The 19,349-nt window shown below is 68.5% G+C and carries 21 protein-coding genes and 1 pseudogene; 13 read left to right on the top strand and 9 right to left on the bottom strand.

The features are described from left to right. Window positions 1-47: 47 nt before the first annotated feature. The 3 genes from ACW173_RS15100 to ACW173_RS15110 are packed head-to-tail and all read right to left on the bottom strand — an operon-like array spanning window position 48 to window position 3,025. Window positions 48-1,055, bottom strand: a complete 1,008-nt coding sequence (locus tag ACW173_RS15100; RefSeq protein WP_492080814.1) for an HlyD family secretion protein — start codon at window positions 1,053-1,055, stop codon at window positions 48-50. Window positions 1,056-1,076: 21 nt separating this feature from the next. Further along, a complete protein-coding gene (locus ACW173_RS15105) occupies window positions 1,077-1,826 on the bottom strand; it encodes an ABC transporter ATP-binding protein (RefSeq protein ID WP_492080815.1) in 750 nt (249 codons plus the stop codon). Continuing rightward, window positions 1,823-3,025 carry an ABC transporter permease gene (locus ACW173_RS15110; protein WP_492080816.1) on the bottom strand — a complete coding sequence of 401 codons (1,203 nt, stop codon included), beginning with the start codon at window positions 3,023-3,025 and terminating at the stop codon, window positions 1,823-1,825. Before ACW173_RS15110 ends, ACW173_RS15105 begins: the two co-directional genes overlap by 4 nt. Window positions 3,026-3,184: 159 nt before the next feature. On the opposite strand from ACW173_RS15110, the gene ACW173_RS15115 reads away from it, so the two are divergent. The 6 genes and pseudogenes from ACW173_RS15115 (at window position 3,185) to ACW173_RS15140 (ending at window position 9,001) form a co-directional block, all read left to right on the top strand. Continuing rightward, window positions 3,185-5,272 (top strand): S46 family peptidase, encoded by a 2,088-nt coding sequence (locus ACW173_RS15115; RefSeq protein WP_492080817.1) that lies wholly within the window; start codon window positions 3,185-3,187, stop codon window positions 5,270-5,272. A gap of 113 nt (window positions 5,273-5,385) precedes the next feature. Continuing rightward, window positions 5,386-6,282: an EF-hand domain-containing protein gene (locus ACW173_RS15120; protein WP_492080818.1), complete on the top strand. Its 897-nt coding sequence runs from the start codon at window positions 5,386-5,388 to the stop codon at window positions 6,280-6,282. Window positions 6,283-6,319: 37 nt separating this feature from the next. Continuing rightward, window positions 6,320-6,406: pseudogene (locus ACW173_RS15125) on the top strand (hypothetical protein); the annotation flags it as partial. A 167-nt stretch (window positions 6,407-6,573) separates the two neighbouring features. Beyond that, on the top strand, window positions 6,574-7,854 hold the full coding sequence (locus ACW173_RS15130; protein WP_492080819.1) for a NupC/NupG family nucleoside CNT transporter: 1,281 nt from the start codon (window positions 6,574-6,576) through the stop codon (window positions 7,852-7,854). A 70-nt stretch (window positions 7,855-7,924) separates the two neighbouring features. Then, entirely contained in the window at window positions 7,925-8,338 is a 414-nt protein-coding gene (locus ACW173_RS15135) for an endonuclease domain-containing protein (protein ID WP_492080820.1), read from the top strand. 39 nt (window positions 8,339-8,377) lie between these two features. Beyond that, window positions 8,378-9,001: a glutathione S-transferase family protein gene (locus tag ACW173_RS15140; protein WP_492080821.1), complete on the top strand. Its 624-nt coding sequence runs from the start codon at window positions 8,378-8,380 to the stop codon at window positions 8,999-9,001. Here ACW173_RS15140 and ACW173_RS15145 read toward each other — a convergent pair. Then, window positions 8,998-9,450 (bottom strand): PaaI family thioesterase, encoded by a 453-nt coding sequence (locus ACW173_RS15145; protein ID WP_492080822.1) that lies wholly within the window; start codon window positions 9,448-9,450, stop codon window positions 8,998-9,000. The two genes, ACW173_RS15140 and ACW173_RS15145, sit on opposite strands and share 4 nt — an antisense overlap. Window positions 9,451-9,555: 105 nt before the next feature. Between ACW173_RS15145 and ACW173_RS15150 the strand changes: the two genes are divergently transcribed. The 6 genes from ACW173_RS15150 (at window position 9,556) to ACW173_RS15175 (ending at window position 13,906) form a co-directional block, all read left to right on the top strand. Next, a complete protein-coding gene (locus ACW173_RS15150) occupies window positions 9,556-9,867 on the top strand; it encodes a DUF3253 domain-containing protein (protein ID WP_492080823.1) in 312 nt (103 codons plus the stop codon). 50 nt (window positions 9,868-9,917) lie between these two features. Beyond that, the gene (locus tag ACW173_RS15155) at window positions 9,918-10,844 is read left to right on the top strand and encodes a S1/P1 nuclease (RefSeq protein WP_492080824.1); all 927 of its coding nucleotides are present in this window, start codon (window positions 9,918-9,920) and stop codon (window positions 10,842-10,844) included. 48 nt (window positions 10,845-10,892) lie between these two features. Then, window positions 10,893-11,477, top strand: coding sequence for a uracil-DNA glycosylase family protein (locus ACW173_RS15160; protein ID WP_492080825.1), 585 nt, complete (start codon window positions 10,893-10,895; stop codon window positions 11,475-11,477). Beyond that, window positions 11,474-12,532, top strand: a complete 1,059-nt coding sequence (locus tag ACW173_RS15165) for an alpha/beta hydrolase (RefSeq protein ID WP_492080826.1) — start codon at window positions 11,474-11,476, stop codon at window positions 12,530-12,532. Before ACW173_RS15160 ends, ACW173_RS15165 begins: the two co-directional genes overlap by 4 nt. Before the next feature lie 61 nt (window positions 12,533-12,593). Continuing rightward, the gene (locus ACW173_RS15170) at window positions 12,594-13,655 is read left to right on the top strand and encodes a Leu/Phe/Val dehydrogenase (protein WP_492080827.1); all 1,062 of its coding nucleotides are present in this window, start codon (window positions 12,594-12,596) and stop codon (window positions 13,653-13,655) included. A gap of 47 nt (window positions 13,656-13,702) precedes the next feature. Further along, complete coding sequence (locus ACW173_RS15175; RefSeq protein WP_492080828.1) at window positions 13,703-13,906, top strand: UvrB/UvrC motif-containing protein; 204 nt, start codon at window positions 13,703-13,705, stop codon at window positions 13,904-13,906. Here the strand turns inward: ACW173_RS15175 and ACW173_RS15180 are convergent. Then, window positions 13,881-15,296: an MFS transporter gene (locus ACW173_RS15180; RefSeq protein ID WP_492080829.1), complete on the bottom strand. Its 1,416-nt coding sequence runs from the start codon at window positions 15,294-15,296 to the stop codon at window positions 13,881-13,883. The two genes, ACW173_RS15175 and ACW173_RS15180, sit on opposite strands and share 26 nt — an antisense overlap. 95 nt (window positions 15,297-15,391) lie before the next feature. Between ACW173_RS15180 and ACW173_RS15185 the strand changes: the two genes are divergently transcribed. Further along, window positions 15,392-16,534 carry a hypothetical protein gene (locus ACW173_RS15185; protein WP_492080830.1) on the top strand — a complete coding sequence of 381 codons (1,143 nt, stop codon included), beginning with the start codon at window positions 15,392-15,394 and terminating at the stop codon, window positions 16,532-16,534. Here the strand turns inward: ACW173_RS15185 and ACW173_RS15190 are convergent, their stop codons facing one another. From ACW173_RS15190 to ACW173_RS15205, 4 genes are all read right to left on the bottom strand, one after another. Next, entirely contained in the window at window positions 16,535-17,389 is an 855-nt protein-coding gene (locus tag ACW173_RS15190; RefSeq protein ID WP_492080831.1) for a hypothetical protein, read from the bottom strand. Window positions 17,390-17,501: 112 nt separating this feature from the next. Next, complete coding sequence (locus ACW173_RS15195) at window positions 17,502-17,648, bottom strand: hypothetical protein (protein WP_492080832.1); 147 nt, start codon at window positions 17,646-17,648, stop codon at window positions 17,502-17,504. Between the two features lie 31 nt (window positions 17,649-17,679). Next, window positions 17,680-18,570 (bottom strand): transglutaminase family protein, encoded by an 891-nt coding sequence (locus ACW173_RS15200; RefSeq protein ID WP_492080833.1) that lies wholly within the window; start codon window positions 18,568-18,570, stop codon window positions 17,680-17,682. 91 nt (window positions 18,571-18,661) lie between these two features. Beyond that, entirely contained in the window at window positions 18,662-19,345 is a 684-nt protein-coding gene (locus ACW173_RS15205; protein ID WP_492080834.1) for a TetR/AcrR family transcriptional regulator, read from the bottom strand. Window positions 19,346-19,349: the final 4 nt, after the last annotated feature.

A 19,349-nucleotide genomic window follows, 5' to 3' on the forward strand; every position in this document is an offset into this window, starting at 1 on the left:
GTAACAATCCGATGCCAGGGCCGCCCGACCCCGGCTATTGGTAAGTCCTACGCCTTCTTCTTCGTCATCCCGCCGGCCACCGGCGCGGCCGGCTTGTCCCGCTTCACTCCAGCCTTCTGGCCGGGCTTCATGAACTTGACCAGCACGCGCTGGCCCACCAGCAGCGGCGCCCCGTCGGCGCTGACCACGACTTCGACGACGCGTTCGTCGCTGCGCTGGCTGGGGTCGTCGGAGGCCAGCTTGCGGGCGCCGAAGACGGCGGCGCGGCGCAGGACGTGGCCGGTATAGGTCTTGTCGGGATTGCCTTCCGGCTGGATCTCGACCTCCTGGCCGATGGTCACGTTCGGGATGTCGGCCTCGACGATCTCGGCGCGGGCGATGCGCTGGGTGTTGGGCTCGAGGTCGAACATCGCGGTGACGTTGAGGGTCGAGGCGCCGGCGCCCGGATTGGCCTGGCGGCGGGCGATGCGGCCGTCGGCCGGAGCGCGGATGATCGTCAATTCCTGGTTGTACTGGGCCTGGGCGACCTGGGCCGAGGCCACGCCGATCGCGGCCTGCTGGGCGCCGATATTGGCCTGGGCCGAGGCGATCTGGTCCTTGGCCGCGTCCAGGCGCTGGACGGCCACGAAGTTCGAGGCGGCCAGGTTCTGCAGGCGGTTATATTCGCGCTGGGCGGTGCGCAGCTGCACCTGGAACAGCTGGAGCTGGGCGCGGGCCGAAGACAACGCGGCGGCGGCGGTCCGCGAGGCCAGGCGGACGTCGTCGTCCTCCTGCTTGGCCAGCGGCTGGCCCATCTTCACGATATCGCCTTCCTGGACATAGACCTCGCGGACGATGCCCTGGCGGCGCGCGGCCACCTGGATCACGCCGCCCTCGACGTCGGCCTTGCCCTGGGCGATGGCGGCGTAGGGGGAGGGCTCCTCCTGGGCGGCGGCGATCTCGAGCTTCTTCTTTTTCTCGGCCGCCTGGCCCTTCATGTAGAAGAAGCCGCCGCCCAGCACGAGCGCGACGACCAGGATGACGTAGAAGGCGGGGCGGCGCAGGAACGCGGGCATTTTCTAAATTCCCCCAGGAAATCAGTGGCTGAGCGGCGCGGGATTGGCGTCGGGCGTTCTGCGCACGTCGTCCAGGATCCGGCCGTCTTCGATGTGGATGACGCGGTCGGCATAGGCCTCGAGCCGCGGGTCGTGGGTCACGCAGATCACCGCCGCGCCCCGCTCGGTGGCGGCGGCGCGCAGCAGCTTGATCACCGTTTCGCCGCTCTTGCCGTCGAGGGCCGAGGTCGGTTCGTCGGCGAAGATCAGGTTCGGGTTCTTGGCCAGGGCGCGGGCGATGGCGACGCGCTGCTTCTCGCCGCCCGACAGTTCGGCCGGCCGCTGGTTGACGCGCGGGCCCAGGCCCACCGACTCCAGCGCGGCCTGGGCGCGGCGAGCGGACTCGCCCGGGCTTACGCCCTGGTACTTCAGCGCGGTCATCACCTGTTGCTTGGCCGTGAGGGCCGGGAACAGGTTGAAGCCCTGGAAGATGAAGCCGCAGTGGTCGAGGCGGAACTTGTCGATCCTGCCGCTGGACAGCGCCCAGAGGTCGCTGGCCTCCAGCGCGCTGACCTTGCCCTCGTCGGGCTTGAGCAGGCCCGAAAGGGCCGCCACCAGGGTCGACTTGCCCGAGCCCGAGGGACCCATGACCATGGTCACGTCGCCATGCTTGGCGTCGAAGTCCACGCCCTTGAGCACCTCGATGAAGGTGCGGCCGGTCTTGAACCGCTTGACGATGCCCTTGGCGGTGAGAGCGCTTTCGCCGCGCTTGTGGCTGTTGTTGACGCTCATCGCAGGAGATCCGCGGGTTGGCTCTTCTTGAGGATGCCGAGCGACAGCAGGCCCGAGAGGATGGCGATCACCAGCAGGAAGAAGGCGATGGCGATGACCATGGTGGGCGGGAAGGACATCGGCAGGCCGCCCATCGCCGCCAGGCTCGACACGATCCAGGTGAAGACGCCCGCCATCAGGATGCCGGCGACGCCGACCCAGAAGCTGAGCTCCATCACGATGGTCCGCAGGGATCCCATCGACACGCCCAGGGCGCGCAAGGAGGCGAACTCCTTGATGTTGGCCATGATCGCGCCGCGCAGGGTCTGCCAGGTGATGGCCATGCCGATCACCGCGCCCATGATCAGGGCGAAGACCAGGATGATGCTGATGAAGCTCTCCTTCAGCATCGAGTTGGAGTTGGCGTCGGCCAGTTCCTGGCGGGTCCAGGCGCGGAATTTGCCGTCGGCCTTGGCGTTCAGCTGGGCGGCGACGAGTTCGGCGCGGGAGGGATCGGCGATCTTGACCATCAGCGGGCCCACCCGCTGGCCGGTGTCGGCCTCGCCCAGCATCCGCAGGGTGTCGCGCGACATGACCAGCGAGGCCTGCATCATGTTCGGGTAGCCGGTGGTGACGACGGCCACGGTGACGGTCTTGCCGTTGTAGAGAGCCTTGTCGCCCTTCTTGACGCCCAGGCGTCCCAGCGCCGTCTGGTCGACGGCGACGGTATAGGGCTGGCGCAAGGCCTCGATCATCGACTGGGTATAATCGGTGGGCACCGTCACGTAGCCAGGAATGGCGTCGATGACCGTGACGTTCACGAACTCGGTCTTGCGGCCGCCGCCCCCGCCGCCCTTGCCCTTGCCCGCGGCTTTGGCGCGAGCCTCGGCCTTGGCGATCTGCTCCGGCGACAGGATGTTCTGGAAACGACCGCCGGAGCCGTCCAGCGGCGCCACCTGCAGGACCTCGGGATGGCTGTAGACCAGCGGGATCATGCGGCGCGGCAGGCCCGAGGGGCCGCCATTGAACAGCGCCGTGGCCCCGGGGCCCAGCACCATGATGTCCGCGCGAGCGCGGTCGATCTGGGCGGTGAAGGCTTTCCCGATGCCCATGAACATGCCCAGGAAGGCCAGGACCAGCAGGCCCGAAAAGGCCAGGGCGACCACCGCCGCCATGTAACGTCGCCACTCGTAGAGAAGAGTGGCCAAGGCCAACGACATTACGACTCTTGCTCCCCCAAACCGTTGGTTGCAGCAATGACGGGCGATCGTGGAGTGGCCAAGTTAAATCGGGGTAAGGCGCATTTCTCGCGTGAAATATTCGCGTGACGCGCGGAACGGGCTGGCTGGGCGCCCTCGGCGAGGCTAACGACATCTCCAGTGCTGAAATCCGATCCGCCCACCACGATCCTTCGCGCGGCTTCCGGCCTGGTGCTGGCGCTGGCCGCCTCCGCGCCCATGGCCGCTCGGGCGGACGAAGGCATGTGGACCTTCGACAACATCCCCGTCGAGCGCATAGCGGCGGCGACCGGCGTGACCCTGGACCAGGCCTGGCTGGACGCGGCTCAGGCCTCGGCCGTGCGACTGACCACGGGCTGCTCGGCAGGGCTGGTCAGCGGCCAGGGCCTGGCGGTGACCAACAGCCACTGTGTCGCCGACTGCGCCCAGGCGCTATCCACGGGTGACGGCCAGGACTACGTCCAGGACGGCTTTCTGACCGACGGCCGCGACGAGGAGCGCAAGTGCGCAGGCGTCCAGGCCGAGGTGCTGCTGACCATCATCGACGTCACCGAGCAGGTGCGCGGCGCCGGCGTCGGCAAGACCGGGCGCGACTTCACGCGGGCTCGCGACGGGGCCATGGCGGTGGCCGAGCTGGCGGTCTGCGGCATGGACCAGACCCTGCGCTGCCAGGCGATCGGCTTTTTCCGGGGCGGCCAGTACAAGGTCTACAAGTACCGCCGCTACAACGACGTGCGGCTGGTCTTCACGCCCGAGACGGCCTCGGCCGCGTTCGGCGGGGATCCCGACAACTTCAACTTCCCGCGCTATGCGTTCGACGTCGCTTTCGTGCGGCTGTACGTCGACGGCAAGCCGGCCACGACTCCGGAGCATCTGACCTGGCGCGAGACGCCGCCGGTCCCGGGCGAGCCGACCTTCGTCGTCGGCAATCCGGGCTCGACCGAGCGCCAGCTGACCGTGGCCCAGCTGGAAACCCAGCGTGACCTCGTCCTGCCGGTGCTGCAGCTGCAGAGGGCCGAGCTGCGCGGCCGCCTCATCCAGTTCGGCCAGGAAGGCGCCGAGCGCGCCCGTGTCGCCAGCCCGGCCCTGGCCTGGGTGCAGAACAGCTACAAGCTGGGCCTGGGCAAGCAGTTCACCTTGAACGACAAGGCCTTCCTGGACGCCAAGCGCGCCGACGAGATCGCCCTGCGCGCCAAGGTCGCCGCCGATCCGGCGCTGGCGGCGCGGACCAGCGCGGCCTGGGACGACATCGCGAGGGCCCAAAACGCGGCCGCCGAACTGTTCCTGCCCTGGCGCATGCTGGAATACGGCGGCAATTCCGAGCTCTACTACTACGCCCGCCTGCTGGTGCGCGCGGCCCAGGAGCGCGAGAAGCCCGACGCCGAGCGCCTGCCCGAATATGTCGACGCCCGCCTGCCGTTGATCGAGCGCAAGCTGGCCGACGCGCCGCCGGCCGATCCTCAACTGGAGCGGATCTATCTGGAGCACTGGCTGCTCAAGACGCGCGAGGCCCTGACCGTCGACGACCCGCGGGTCCGGGCGCTGCTGGGCCGCGAGAGCCCCGAACGGGTCGCCAGGGCGTTGTCGGAGACCGCGCTCTCCGATCCCGAGATACGGATGGCGCTCTGGAAGGGCGGCCTCGCGGCGATCCAGGCCTCGGACGATCCGTTGATCCGTTTCGTCCTGAGCGTCGATCCCGTCGCCCGCGAGGCCCGGGCGGCCTACGAGGCCCAGGTCTCGGGACCGGTCGACATCGCCGCCGAGAAGCTCGCCAGGGCTCGTTTCGCCGTGCTGGGCGACAGCGCCTATCCGGACGCGACGTTCTCGCTGCGCCTGTCCTACGGCAAGGTCGCCGGCTGGGAGGAGCGGGGCAGGGCGATCCCGGCCACGACCGCCTTCGCTGGCTTCTACGATCGGGTGACCGGCGTCGATCCCTTCGCCGCCGCGCCGCGCTGGCTGGAGGCCCAGGACGCGCTGAAGCCCGACACCGTCTTCGACTTCGTCAGCACCAACGACATCGTCGGCGGCAATTCCGGCTCGCCGGTGCTGGACGCGGCGGGAAGGCTGATCGGGGTGGCCTTCGACGGCAACCTGCCGTCGCTGGGCGGGGCCTACGGCTATGACGGGACCCGCAACCGGACCGTCTCGCTGTCGGCCGTCGCGATCACCCAGGCGCTGGACAAGGTCTATGAGCGCGCCGATCTGGTGAAAGAGCTGGCGGGGCGCTGACGGGGCGCGCCGAGGCGCTTCGTTTCACGCCCGCAACACGTGGCAAGCTGGAACACTTCTAGCTCCTCTTCGGGGGCGTCGGCCTTTCGACGCTTCAACCAAGGGAGAGCGATATGAGCGTCACCAGCGCGACAAGCTCTACAAGCCTGGCGCAGCTACGCCAGCTGCAGCAGGCGGCGACCTTCAAGACCGCCGACGCCGACGGCGATGGGCAGCTGTCGCAGGCCGAGTTCCAGTCGATCGGGCAAAATGTGCAGGGCTCGGGCCAGGATCGCGGCCCACCGCCCATGCGCGGCGGGGGCGGACCTGGCCAACATTTCGGCGGCGATACCCTGTCGGCCCTGCTGTCGACCCAGTCGGTCGACGACGTCGCCGGCTCGGTGATGTCGGCGGGCGACACCGACGGCGACGGCCTGCTGACCAGCGGCGAGATCTCGACCGCCCTGGCCGCCAATGCGCCCGACGAGGTCAAGGGCCAGGGGCTGGAGGACAAGATGGCCTCCGACATCGTCGCGGCCCTCGACAGCGACGGCGACGGCAGCCTGTCGAGCGCGGAGATCTCCAGCGCGATCTCCACCGCTTCGTCCAATCAGTCGACCCGCGCCATGCGCGGTCCGCCGCCGGGGCCGCCGCCCAGCGGTGGGACGGAGAGCGCCAGTGGTTCCTCCAGCGCCAGCGGCGTGTTCGACAGCCTGGACACCAACGAGGACGGCATCGTCTCGGCCGACGAACTGGCGGCCGCGGACAGCGGCGACGGCACGGACGCGACCAGCGCCGCCTCGGACCTGATCAAGACCGCCGATCAGGACGGTGACGGTTCGCTGAGCGGCGAGGAGTTCCAGGCCCTGCTCGACCAGGGGAAGGAGACGGAAACGGAGACGTCGCTGACCAGTCTGCTCTCGGGTTCCACGGCCGCGGCGGATCTGATGCAGAAGCTGCTCGCGCAGCTGGACACGGCGCTGACGTCGTCGGACAGCAAGGCCAGCAGTGGGACGAGTGTCACGGCATAAACCTACATCGTCATCCCGCGACTTGTTCGCGGGACCCATGGTTCAGCTTGCACGTGAGAGCGCGATCCGGCTCCGCACCTGCGGCGGACGGATGGGTCCCGCGCATGAAGCGCGGGATGACGGTTATAGGGGGCGGTTGCGTTGGTAAGCAGGCTCTGACTTAGGCATCTGGTCACGTCCTTAACCATTCCTTACTCAAGGCGCTTGCGTGCGACGGCTGACTTGGTGTCATTCTTCGCCCTTGGCCGGCGTCGCGGGGGCGCGCGCCACTTTAGTAAGGTCTTCGTCTTGATGTTCCGTCCTGAGAACGTTCAGGCCCTGGCGGGTCTGGCGCTCACCTTGGGCCTCTGTTGGCTCGTTTCCGAGAATCGCAAGCGATTCCCGTGGGTTCTGGCGATCGCCGCCCTCGTCGTCCAAGTGCTGTTGGTGCTGGTGCTGTTCGGCCTGCCGCAGGCCCAGCAACTGATGCGGGGCGTCAATGGCGCGGTCGAGGGGCTGGGCAGCTCGACTCAGGCCGGCACCGCCTTCGTGTTCGGCTTCCTGGCCGGCGGCGACCAGCCGTATCCGGTCAGCAATCCGGGCGCGGGCTTCATCTTCGCCTTCCGGGTCATGCCGGTGATCCTGGTGGTCTGCGCTCTGTCGGCGCTGCTGTGGCACTGGAAGATCCTCAAGTGGCTGGCCCAGGGCTTCGGCTTCATCTTCCAGAAGACGCTGGGCCTGCGTGGCCCGCCGGCCCTCGCGACCGCCGCCACCATCTTCATGGGCCAGATCGAAGGCCCGATCTTCATCCGCGCCTATCTCGACAAGCTGTCGCGCTCCGAGCTCTTCATGCTGATCACGGTCGGCATGGCCTGCGTCTCGGGCTCGACCATGGTCGCCTACGCCACGATCCTGGCCGGTGTGCTGCCCAACGCCGCCGCCCACGTGCTGACCGCCTCGATCATCTCGGCCCCGGCGGGCGTTCTGCTGGCCCGCATCATCGTGCCCTCGGACCCGATGGAGAAGGGCGGAGACCTGGATCTTTCGGCCGAGGACAAGACCTATGGCAGCTCGATCGACGCGGTGATGAAGGGCACGACCGACGGTCTGCAGATCGCGCTGAACGTCGGCGCGACCCTGATCGTCTTCGTGGCCCTGGCCACCATGGTCGACAAGATCCTGGGCGCCATGCCGATGGTCGGCGGCCAGCCGCTGAGCATCTCGCGCGGCTTGGGCGTGGTCTTCTCGCCCCTGGCCTGGTCGATGGGCGTGCCCTGGAAGGAAGCCGGCGCGGCCGGTGGGTTGCTGGGCGTGAAGCTGATCCTCACCGAGTTCACCGCCTTCATCCAGATGGCCAAGATTGGCGCCACCACGCTGGACGAACGCACCCGCATGATCATGACCTACGCCCTGTGCGGCTTCGCCAACATCGGCTCGGTCGGCATGAACGTGGCCGGCTTCTCGGTCCTGGTCCCCCAGCGCCGCGCCGAGGTGCTGAGCCTGGTCTGGAAAGCCATGATGGCCGGCTTCCTGGCCACGTGCCTCACCGGCTCCCTGATCGGCCTGATGCCCCGGGCGTTGTTCGGGCTTTAATCAACTATTGGTTGCCTCGCCTCTCCCTTCCCCCTTTGATGGGGGAAGGGTTGGGGATGGGGGTGACAGCGTGTCCGAAGAAACTCCAAGACCGCGTCACGCCCCCGGCGCGGTCAAGCGCGCCCGTCGTCTCCGGAAAGAGATGACCGTCAGCGAAAAGGCCCTCTGGAAGGCCCTTCGCGCCCTGGACCTCCACATCCGCCGCCAAGCGCCGACCGGCCGCTACATCGCCGACTTCGTCCATCATGGCGCACGCCTGGTGATCGAGGTCGACAGCGGCTGGCACGACCATCCCGAAGCGCAATTGCATGACGCCGAACGCGACGCCTGGCTCGCCGAGCAGGGCTATCGGGTGATGCGCGTGCGCGACGGTGAGGCATTCGGCAACCCGTACCTCGTGGCCGAGCGCGTCGCGGCGGCGATCCAGCAGTCACCCCCATCCCAACCCTTCCCCCATCAAGGGGGAAGGGCTTTTGTTCCGTGACGGAAAGCGCTCATCCTCCTGGCAACGGGAGGAAACCGCATGAAACTCTATGACTGCCTCCGCGCGCCCAATCCTCGGCGCGTTCGCTGGTTCATGGCGGAGAAGGGGATCGACGACATCGAGGTCGTGACGCTGTCGATCATGGGCGGCGAGCACCGGTCGGCCGAGTACCGCGCCAAGGCCGGGATCGCGCAAATGCCGGCCCTGGAGCTGGACGACGGGACGGTGATCACCGAGTCCGTCGCCATCTGCCGGTACCTGGAGAGCATCTATCCCGAACCGAACCTGTTCGGGCGCGATCCGAAGGAGACGGCGATCATCGAGATGTGGCTAAGACGCACCGAGATGATGGTCGCCACGCCGATCATGCAGGGCGTGCGCCACAGCCATCCGGGCATGGCGGCCCTGGAGGCGCAGATCCCCGAGGTGGCGACCTATAACCTCGAAGGGGCCAAGCGCAGCCTGAAGATGCTGGATCGCCGCCTGGCCGAGAGCGCCTTCATCGCCACCGACCGGGTGACCATCGCCGACGTGGTGGCCGTGGCCAGCATCGACTTCGGCCGCATGATCAAGTGGCGGCCGGATCCGGAGTTGGCCCACGTGAACCGCTGGTTCGACGCCATGCTGGAACGCCCGGCGGCGAAGGCGGGGATGGCGGCCTAACGGCTGCGGATCTTCTTCACGACGCCCGAGAAATTCAGCATCGGGCCGCTGCCGGTCGAGATCAGGCCGCGGATGAACAGCAGCGAGCCACCGGCCTTGATCACCTCGCCGGTCGCGGTGACGAGGTCGCCGGGGCGGGCGGGGCCGATGAACTCGCCATTGAGGCTGACGGTCACGGCGCGGCTGTCGGCCAGAGCCTTCCAGCCGATCGCGAACAGCGAGTAGTCGGCGAAGGTCATCATGCAGCCGCCGTGCATGAAGCCGCCGCCATTCATGTGTTTGGTCTCGGCGCGGAAGGCGGCGGTGATCGCGCCGTCCTCATCTTCCTTGAAAAAGAACGGCCCGGACTGATCCTCGAACGGATCCATGCCCGACCAGGTGCGCCAGCCAGCCCATTCGCCGTCTTCCACCAGCCGCGGGCCGCTCCAGATGTCGTTTCCGCCGTCCATGGCCATGTCCCCTCAGTCTCTTTTGAGGACCAGCTAAGGGCCTGGGACGATCCGCGCAAGCCGTCGGTCTCGCCTCTGCTGACAATCCGTGGCAAGGGAGCGCTCATGACCTCCCCGATCCAAGACACGATCCTGTCCCTGCTGGCGCCTCTGGCCGAGGGCAAGTCGATCGACCCGATGAACGTCGCCAAGGCGGTCCAGCCCGAGCGCTGGCAGCAGATCCTGGGCCACGTGCGCACCAACGCCATCGAACTGGCCCGCGAGGGCAAGGTCGTGATCCTGCGCCACAACAAGCCGGTCAATCCCGAGAAATTCCGCGGCGTCTATCGCATCCGCACCCGCCTGGAAGGCGATCCGACCTCGTTCGAAGACCAGACCGCCGAGGATGACGCCGGGGACGATACGCAAGAGGCTTGACCTCGATAGGTTGAACCTGTGTCCTCTCTCAATCAACAAGGGAGGGCGTCATGCGTAAAGCCGTGATCCGCGCCGTCGTCTCGGCGGCGGTCGTCCTGGGCGCGTTGACGCCCGCGCCGGCCAGGGCCTGGGATGCTCCGGGCCATCTGGCGACGGGCGACATCGCCTACGACGTTCTCTCGACCCGCAACCCCAAGACCGTCGCCGCCATCGTGGCGATCATGCGCGACCACCCCGACCGCGCGCTGTTCGAGCAGCGGCTGGCGGGTCTGAGCGGCAAGGCGCGCGAGCGGCGCCTGTTCGCCCTGATGGCCGTCTGGCCCGACGACGCCCGCGATACGCCCCAGGATCACCCCGAATGGCACTATGCGCTGAAGGTGGTCTCGTGGGCGCGGTTCGTGTTCCCGTTCCAGGTGGGCGGGGCCGACAAGGCTTTCCGGGACAAGCTGGCCATCGCCCGCGATCCCAAGGCGCCCGGCGCTCAGCGGGCCATCGCCCTGTGCTGGGTCATGCATCTGGTCGGTGACCTGCATCAGCCGCTGCATACCGGGCACTGGCTGTCGCTGACCTATCCCAAGACCGACCGGGGCGGGACGATCGCCTATGTCCGTCCGCGGCCCGGCGGGGCGCCGATCTCGATCCACTACATCTGGGACATGGCCCCCAATCGTCCGGCGCCGGACCGATACGTCGATGCTGACATGATGGCCGCGCGGGTCGAGAGAAGCCATCCGCGCCCGGCGCACGGCGACCTCAAGCCCGACGTCCAGGCTTCGCTGCACGGCTGGCAAAAGGAGAGCTGGGACCTGGCCAAGACGGAAGCCTATCGCGACGGGGCGATCAAGACGGATCCTGCCCAGGCCAAGGCCCCGGCGCTGCCGGCCGGCTATACGGACAAGATGCGCGGCGTCGCCGACGCGCGGATCGCCAAGGCGGGCTATCGTCTGGCCGAGGTCCTGGCGCTGATGCCAACCTGAACCGCGGTCAGGCTTGCTTTCGCGCCGGCCGGACTTAAGTGGCGAGGCATGCCGCTTGACCAGATCCTGGCCGACATCGCCGCCTGCCGGGCTTGCGCGCCGTACCTGCCGCATACGCCTCGGCCGGTGACGCGGGTGCGCGAGGAGACGAAGATCCTGATCGCCGGCCAGGCGCCCGGGCGCCTGGTTCACGAGACCGGCCTGCCGTTCAACGATCCGTCCGGGAACCGCCTGCGCCAGTGGATGGGCATAGACCGCGATACCTTCTACGGCCGGCCCGAGATCGGCGTGGCGGCCATGGCCTTCTGCTTCCCGGGCACGAACCCGAAGGGCGGCGACTATCCGCCGCCGCCCCGCTGCGCGGCGACGTGGCGGACCGCGTTGCTGGATGAGTTGCCCAATGTCGAGCTGACCTTGCTGGTCGGCGGCTACGCCCAGGACTGGGCGCTGCCGGGCCGGACCAGCAAGACCATGACCGAGACCATCGCCCGCTGGCGCGAGTTCGGGCCCAAAGTCCTGCCGATGCCGCATCCGTCGTGGCGCAACACCGGCTGGCTGAAGCGCAATCCGTGGTTCGAGGCCGAGGTCACGCCCTATCTTCGCCAGCGTGTCGCGGACATTCTGGGACGATGAACCGCCGCGCCCTGATCCTGACCGCGTCCGCCGCCGCGCTGGCCGGCTGCGCGCCGCTGAGGCAACGGCCCGAACTGGCGGCCCTGGGCTTTCGCGGTCCCCGGATCCTGGGCGACGGTTTCGTCAGCTTCGATGGGGCCCAGCTCGGCCTGATGCGCTGGCTGCCGGCGGGGGAACCGGAGTGGGTCATCGTCGGCCTGCATGGCATGAACGACTATTCGAACGCCTATCACCTGGCGGCCGACTGGTGGGCGGGGCGGGGCGTCGCCACCTACGCCCTGGACGTCCGGGGCTTTGGCCGCTCGCCCGAGCGCGGCGTCTGGGCGCCGGCCGACCTGGTGCTGGACGACGTCCGCGCCCTGATCACCGCCGTCCGCGAGCGGCATCCGAATGCGAAGGTCGCCCTGGCCGGGATCAGCATGGGCGGGGGGCTGGCGATCAGCGCCATGGCTTCGGACAATCCGCCGCCGGTCGACAAGCTGATGCTGTTCGCCCCGGCCGTGTGGGGCTGGTCGAACCAGCCGCTGCCCAACCGGCTCAGCCTGTGGATCACCGCGCACGCCACCGGGAGCTGGGTGGTCAAGCCGCCGGACTGGCTGGTCCGCGAGGTCATGGCGTCAGACAATATCGACGAACTGCGGCGCATGGGCCGCGATCCGCTGATGATCTGGGGCGCGCGCTCCGACACCATCTACGGCCTGGTGAATCTGATGGAGCGGGCCTGGCGGTCGTCTGGCGGGGTCAACGTCCCGACCGCCTGGTTCTACGGCGCCAAAGACCACATCATCCCGCGCGAGCCGACGGTCGAGGCTGTTGGCCGCCTGAAGCCCGGCGCCAAGACCGCCTACTACGCCAAGGGCTACCACTTGCTGCTGGTCGACAAGCAGGCGGTGAATGTCTGGCGCGACGCCGAGGCCTTCCTGCGCGACACGCCCGGACCGTGGCCGCCGTCGGGCGCGCCGCCCATTCCGGCGAGCACCGCGGCGATGACCGCGTTGGATCCGCCAAAGACCAAGAAACACAAGTCGTCGCAGCGTCAGCGTTCGGGCTTGTGAGCCGAGGCGAGGGGGCGTACACCGCCGCCACGTTCATTCTAGCTGACGCGAGACCGACGGCATGACCTTGTTCGATTCCCCCGATTTCGAGGGACACGAAGGCGTCCACGCTTTCTTCGATGAAAAAACTGGTCTGAAGTCGATTGTCGCGATCCACTCGACCGCGCGGGGCCCGGCCGCCGGTGGTTGCCGCATGTGGGACTATTCCAGCAGCGAGGCCGCCCTGACCGACGCCCTGCGCCTGTCGCGCGGCATGTCGTACAAGAACGCCATGGCCGACCTGGACTTCGGTGGCGGCAAGGCCGTGATCATCGGCGACAGCCGCGGCCAGAAGACGCCGGAACTGTTCGAAGCCTTCGGCCGCGCGGTCGACAGCCTGGGCGGCCGGTACTGGACGGCCGAGGACGTCGGCGTCTCGCCGGCCGACCTGGAAAGCACCCGCAAGACCACCCGCTTCGTGGCCGGCCTGGAGGGCCACGCGGCCGCCTCGGGCGATCCGTCGCCGGTGACCGCCGAGGGCGTGTTCCGCGGCGTGCGCCTGTGCGTCGAGCGCGCCCTGAAACGTGACCTGAAGGGCGTCCACGTCGCCATCCAGGGCGTTGGCCATGTCGGCGCCTACCTGGCCGAGAAGCTGCACGCGGCTGGCGCGGTCCTGACCATCGCCGACGTCAACCAGCAGGCCTTGAACGAGGTCGCCGCCAAGACCGGCGCCACGATCGTCCCGGCCGACGCCATCTTCGACGTCGAGGCCGACGTCTTCGCGCCTTGTGCGCTTGGCGGCGCCATCTCGGCGACGACCCTGCCGCGCCTGAAGGTCAAGGTGATCGCCGGCGGCGCCAACAACCAGCTGGCCGACGCCATGATCGGCCAGACCGTGTTCGATCGCGGTATCCTCTACGCCCCCGACTACGTGATCAACGGCGGCGGCATCATCAATGTGGCGGCCGAGATCCGCGCCCTGGAAGCCGGCGGCGCGTTCGACGGCGACTGGGTCGCGACCAAGCTGGACCGCCTGGCCCAGACCCTGGCCGAGGTCATCGACCAGTCGATCGCGGAGAAGCGTCCGGCCAATCTGGTCGCCGATGAGATCGCCCGCGCCCGCATCGCGGCGGCTCGGGGCTAAACCGAGGCTTCAGGCGTTCTCCGTGGGCAAGTCCCATGGAGGCGCCGATGTCGCATCTCGACGAACTGAAGGAACAACTGGGCGAGGCGGTCGCCGCCCAGGACTTCGACATGGCCGTCAGGCTGCGGGCCGAGATCGACTCGATCCAGCACAGCGCCAAGATCCGGGGCGTCGAGGCCTCGACCCAGGCGTCATACTTCCAGCAGCGCCACGACGAAGACGGCTTCAGGCCACCCGGCTCCGGCCGCTGATCGCCGAACCGGCGTCCTTGTCCAGCGCCAGATAGACGGGCAGGGCCAGCAGGGTCACCAGGCCGACGGCCACGAACGGCATCGTGAAGCGATCCGGTGTCAAGGCCCCGTCCGCGCCGCGCGCCCAGTGCAGCATCATGCCCCCGAAGCTGACACCCAGGGCCAGGCCGACCTGCTGGGTCACGGCCGCCAGGGTCGAGGCCGCCGCCGTCGAGGTTTCCGGCACGTCGGCATAGGCGATGGTGTTGGCGGCGATGAACTGGTTCGAGCGGACAAAGCCGGCCAGGACCAGGATCGCCATCATCGCCCACATCGGCGTCGAATTGCGGAAAAAGGCCGGGGCGGTGGTCATCACCGCCGTCAGCACCACGAACAGCGCCAGGGACGAGCGGAAGCCGACCCGCCGCAGCAGGGCCGCGCCGAACGGGCGGGCGATCAGGATGCCGAAACCCGTCGCGATGGTCACGAAACTGGCCTTCAGCGGCGTCCAGCCCAAGGCCACTTGCAGCAGCAGCGGCATCAGGAACGGCGTCGCCCCGATGCCCAGCCGCACCAGCGTCCCGCCCAGCAGGCTGGCGCGATAGGTGGGATAGCGCAGCAAGCTGAGATCCAGGATCGGCCTGCCAGTGCGCTTGAAGATCCGCAGGTAGAGCGCGCCGCAGGCCACCGACAGGATCAGCAGCCCGGCCTGGACCCAGGGCGGCAGCAGGTTCCCGCCCGCCGTCTCGGCCACGACCACCAGGCCGCTGATCGCCAGGGCCGACAGGATGAAGCCGGGGGTGTCGAAGCGTCCCAGGTCCCGGCGCGGCTCGCTCCTGGGCACGAAGCGCATGACCGCGACCATGCCCAGCAGGCCGACGGGCAGGTTGATGTAGAAGATCCACGGCCAGTCAGCGACGCTGAGCACCAGCCCCGCGATCGGCGGGCCGATCAGCGGCCCAACGAGCGCGGGCATGGTGAACCAGCCCATGGCCGCCAGCAGCTTGTCCTTGGGCGAGGCGCCGACCACGATCAGCCGCGCCACCGGCGTCATCATCGCCCCGCCGATGCCTTGGACGATGCGTGAGGCGACCAGGGTCTCCAGGTCGCGCGACTGGCCACACAGGGCAGAACCCAGCAGAAAGACGCTCATCGCCGACAGGAACACCCGCCGCGCGCCAAACCTTTCCGCCGCCCAGCCGCTGGCTGGCGTGAACACCGCCAGCGCGAGAATGTAGGATGTCAGGGCCAGCTTCAGGTGGATCGGGTCGACCTCGAAGGCGCGCGACAGCGTGGGGAGCGCGGTCGACAGGGCCGTGGAGTCGATGAACTCCATCAACAGCGCGCTGGCCACCGCGATCGAGACGAGACGCGTCGAGAGCGGGGAGGGCGCGGAAGGCTGATCGGACACGAGGGCGCTTTACGCCCGTGGGACGCCAGGGTCCAGACGCCCGCTTGTCACATCCTTTCAAGACCGCGACACTCGGCGCGGAGAAGCTGCGCGCCATGAACCGACGCCAGCTTTTCCTCACCGCCGCCGCGCTCGCCGCCATCTCCGCTTCGCCCGCCCTGGCCGCGCCGATCCGCACACAGTGGAAGGTCAGTCTTTCGGAGGGCTTCGACGCCCTCTGCTTCCTGGGCCCGCTTTCGGGCAAGGACTTCTACGCCCGCTATTACAAGGACGAACTGGCCGAGATCCTGCCGCGCATGCCCAAGGCCGCGATGGAGGCCATGGCCAGCCTGCAGGCCGAGGCGGATAAGCAGAATCAGTTGCTGGGGCCGGGCCTGTGCACCCTGATGTCGGGCGCGTGGCTCGACACGCTGGACGCCGTGATCGCCGCCCTGGACGCGGCCGACACCGCGATCTTGCCGCCCTACAAGGCCAGCGCCTATTGGGACGCCGATGACTGGGACCGGTTCATCGCCCGCCGGCCGCGGATCCGGCTGGTGCTGGACGGCCTGCGCCAGGCGGGTTTCGTCGAGTTGCGCCGGCGGATGCTGGCCCCGACGGTCGAGACCCGCCTGCCGGCCCTGCGCCAGAAGCTGGCCGGCTATGACGTGATCGCCGAGCAGGAACGCCTGCTGGGCCGGCCGCTGGACGCTTCGCTAGAGATCATCCTGCTGTGGTTCAACAAGCCGCACGGCATCCGCGTGCAGGGCCAGCGCTTCATCACCGGCATTGTCTGGCCCGACGAGATCGTGCTGCGCAACGCCGCCCACGAGGTGCTGCACCCGCCGTTCCCGATGGACGGTCCCGCCGCCAAGGCGGCCCTGGCGGTGCTGGAAACGGACGTCCTGCTCAAGAAGATCGTCGCCGAGCATAACCCGGCCTTCGGCTACAACAGCCTGGAGGGACTGCTGAACGAGGACATGGTCGAGGCTCTGGAGCAGATCGTCAGCGAGCGTCTGGGCTTCGCCGTCGAGCCTCACAAGCGCTGGGAGCTGGCCGACGACGGCATGCACGTGTTGGCGGCCGGTCTTTACGGCCTGCTGAAGGCCGACGGCTACGACCGGACGGGCGGCAATCTGGAAGGCTGGACGATCGCGGCGGCCAAGAGTGGGAAGCTCGCGCCCGCCAGCCTGCACGCCAAGGCGGCAGAGGTGTTGCGGCGACCGGCGGATGCATTGTGGCCGGTGAAGAACGCCTAGCTACTTCCCGCGCACCGAGACCGTCACGCCGACGACCGTGTCCTTGTCGGAATAGTCGATGGAGGTCAGCTTGCGGCGGGTGGCCGTCAGCGAGACCTGGCGGTTGTCCTTGCGCCAGCCCAGGCCGATCTGGCGGCTGCCGAAACGGGCGACCTTTTCCTCGCTGTAGCCGGCGTTGCGCCAGCCATCGATGGTGTCGCGGATCAGGTTCAGGCCATAGGCCTTGCCCGAGCTGGCGGCGAACAGCATCCAGCGGCCGCGACGCAGGTCCTCGGCCGAGGCGCGGGTCTTGGACATGATGTTCGAGGCGGTCAGGGTGATGCGTTTGACGGCGCTGGACTGCATGCCCAGCGGCGTGAAGGCCAGGGGCTGATCGTTGACCTCGACCTTCAGGACCTTCCCGTAGGGCCGGATCTCATGAACCTTGGTCAGCGCCAGCACGGGCGCGCGGCGTGGCGCGGGCGCCTCGGCCAACAGCCGGGCGGCGGGACGCACGGGCTCGGCCTTGGCGGGGACCGGCTTCGGAGCCGTCTGCTCGGCAACCAGCTCAGGGGCCGGCTCGGGCGCGCCGGCCAGGGCGACTTCGGCGGGACCGCCGGCCAGGGCGACCGTGGCGGTCGCCGGCGCGGCATGGGTTTCGACGGAGGGGGCGCGCGAACGCTCGCCGCCATAACGGGCCGTCGCGATCGGCGCGTCGGGATCGTCGATATAGGCGGGGCGCGCCACATCGGGCCCGCCGGCCAACGTCAGGGATTGGTTGAATGCTTCAGGGGCGCGCATCGACAGCGCCGTCGCCGATCCCACGATCGCCACGCCGGTCGTCACAAGCAAACAGCCGAGCGCGACGCGTCGCATGCTCGTTCAGCTCCCCATTCCCCTTAACGTAAGTTAACGGTCCCAAGCGCGCGTGTATAGATCACTCGCGTGACAACCGAACCGCGAGCTGACCTGGAGGCAAACGCCGCGTCTAGTGACCCGGCCTGGGCTGGAAAGTCCGCTTTTCCTTCAGTTTCACGCAGGCCTCGTCGGGCTTCTGGCCATGCTGAGCCTTGGGCTCGGCCTTGGGGAAGCTGAAGTTCTGCATCGGGTCCTGGTTCTGGAAGCCTTTGGTCATTGGCTTTTCCTCCCGTACGCCACTGAAATTATCACACTGCCGGGTTGGCGGCGTCGACTAACCGCACGTCCACGGAGACGTGAAGACGCGCCGCGCCGGGGTCGCCGATGATGGCGCCCGACACGGGTAACGCTTGGGCCGGGGTTCGGGTGGCGGCGACGCGGATCAGGTCCGGCGATTCCGCCAGGCCGTTGGTCGGGTCGAACTCCAGCCAGCCCAGGTCCGGCAGGAAGACCTCGCACCAGGCGTGGGTCGCGCCCGCGCCGCGAATGCCGGCGCCTTGTGAGGGGCTTGCGGGCGAGTGGATGTAGCCGGTGGCGAACAGGGCCGCGTAGCCCAGGCGACGCAGGCCCTCGACCATCAGCCAGGCCAGGTCGCGACAGGCGCCGCTGCGCTTCCGCAGGGTCTCGGCCGGCGACTGCACCCCTTCCTCGAAGCGGGTGCGGTAGCTGAACTGGCTGTGGATCAGCTCGTTGATCCGCAGCAGGAAGGCGAGGGCCGGCTCGTCCTTGTGCGTCGCCAGACCGCGCAGCCAGCGCAGCAGCACCGCGTCCGGATCGTCGGTGACCGGGGCGATAAACGGCTCGAGCGTCGTCCGGTCCTCGCGGGAATAGACGATCGGCATCAAGGTGTCGGGGTTCTCGACCCGCTGCGGGACCAGCGGAGCGGGGTAGCGGTCGATGACGAGCTCGCTGGCCACCCGCATGGCGTCGGACTTGCCGGTCGGCTCGAAGATGCAGACGCAGTTGCCGTTGGCGTCGTAGCTCCAGCGCGTGGCGCCGGGCGGGTAGAGGCGCAAGCTGGCCTCGACGATGCGCAGGGCGTGGCTGTCGCGCGGACGGATCAACAGCCGCTGCGGTCCGAACCGCACCGGGCGTTCATAATAGTACCGGGTCTCATGAAGGATCCGCAGCCGTCCCATGCCGGAGCTTCAACGCACCGGCATGGTCGAGGTTCCTCCTTGCCTGGCGCGCGTCCAGGCGGCGAAACCGCTTGCACTTTCGCCTGGCGCGCTAGCCTTTGAAGCCCGCTTCGGCGAAGGCCAGCATGCGCTCCAGCAGGGCCACGACGTCGGACTCGCTGGTTTGGCCTTCCGACAGCACGTTCAGGCGGTCGAACTCGGCGAAGCGGTTGTTGTGCAGCATGCCCAGGGTGAAGTGCAGCCGCCAGTAGACGTCCTCGGGCGACAGGTCCGGGCGCGCGCGCAGCAGGGCGTCGGAGAAGCGGCGCAGGTGCGAGACGTCGGTCTTCAGCACGGTGCGGATCTCGTCGGTGCCCTCGCTGCGGGCGCGGATCAGGAACTGCAGCGAGATGCGGCGCTCGTGGTCCGGGGCCAGCCAGCGCAGGGGCGGGGTCAGCAGGGCGGCCAGGATCTCGCGCACCGGCGGGGCGCCGGCGTTGCGGTCGTTCGCCTCGTGCAGCATCTTGGCCCGCTCGCGATTGAGCTCGGCCGTGCGACGCCGGAAGATCTCGAACAGCAAGGCGTCCTTGGACCCGAAGTGGTAGTTCACCGAGGCCAGGTTCACGCCGGCGGCGGCGGTGATGTCGCGCACCGACACGTTCTGGAAGCCGTGCAGGGCGAACAGACGCTCGGCGGCCACGAACACCAGGTTCTTGGTGGCGGCTTCGGTCTCGGCGGCCTCGACCCCTCCTTCATTCAAGGCGGTTGAAGCGGCGGCGTCGGTGGTCGGACTCACTACA

This window comes from Caulobacter sp. ALps2, from assembly GCF_058681635.1.

Bases quoted from the DNA above. Each gene is read 5' to 3' on its own strand.
- ACW173_RS15100 (WP_492080814.1), bottom strand. From the start codon at position 1,055: ATGCCCGCGTTCCTGCGCCGCCCCGCCTTCTACGTCATCCTGGTCGTC.
- ACW173_RS15105 (WP_492080815.1), bottom strand. From the start codon at position 1,826: ATGAGCGTCAACAACAGCCACAAGCGCGGCGAAAGCGCTCTCACCGCC.
- ACW173_RS15110 (WP_492080816.1), bottom strand. From the start codon at position 3,025: ATGTCGTTGGCCTTGGCCACTCTTCTCTACGAGTGGCGACGTTACATG.
- ACW173_RS15120 (WP_492080818.1), top strand. From the start codon at position 5,386: ATGAGCGTCACCAGCGCGACAAGCTCTACAAGCCTGGCGCAGCTACGC.
- ACW173_RS15130 (WP_492080819.1), top strand. From the start codon at position 6,574: ATGTTCCGTCCTGAGAACGTTCAGGCCCTGGCGGGTCTGGCGCTCACC.
- ACW173_RS15140 (WP_492080821.1), top strand. From the start codon at position 8,378: ATGAAACTCTATGACTGCCTCCGCGCGCCCAATCCTCGGCGCGTTCGC.
- ACW173_RS15145 (WP_492080822.1), bottom strand. From the start codon at position 9,450: ATGGACGGCGGAAACGACATCTGGAGCGGCCCGCGGCTGGTGGAAGAC.
- ACW173_RS15150 (WP_492080823.1), top strand. From the start codon at position 9,556: ATGACCTCCCCGATCCAAGACACGATCCTGTCCCTGCTGGCGCCTCTG.
- ACW173_RS15155 (WP_492080824.1), top strand. From the start codon at position 9,918: ATGCGTAAAGCCGTGATCCGCGCCGTCGTCTCGGCGGCGGTCGTCCTG.
- ACW173_RS15160 (WP_492080825.1), top strand. From the start codon at position 10,893: ATGCCGCTTGACCAGATCCTGGCCGACATCGCCGCCTGCCGGGCTTGC.
- ACW173_RS15165 (WP_492080826.1), top strand. From the start codon at position 11,474: ATGAACCGCCGCGCCCTGATCCTGACCGCGTCCGCCGCCGCGCTGGCC.
- ACW173_RS15170 (WP_492080827.1), top strand. From the start codon at position 12,594: ATGACCTTGTTCGATTCCCCCGATTTCGAGGGACACGAAGGCGTCCAC.
- ACW173_RS15175 (WP_492080828.1), top strand. From the start codon at position 13,703: ATGTCGCATCTCGACGAACTGAAGGAACAACTGGGCGAGGCGGTCGCC.
- ACW173_RS15185 (WP_492080830.1), top strand. From the start codon at position 15,392: ATGAACCGACGCCAGCTTTTCCTCACCGCCGCCGCGCTCGCCGCCATC.
- ACW173_RS15190 (WP_492080831.1), bottom strand. From the start codon at position 17,389: ATGCGACGCGTCGCGCTCGGCTGTTTGCTTGTGACGACCGGCGTGGCG.
- ACW173_RS15195 (WP_492080832.1), bottom strand. From the start codon at position 17,648: ATGACCAAAGGCTTCCAGAACCAGGACCCGATGCAGAACTTCAGCTTC.
- ACW173_RS15200 (WP_492080833.1), bottom strand. From the start codon at position 18,570: ATGGGACGGCTGCGGATCCTTCATGAGACCCGGTACTATTATGAACGC.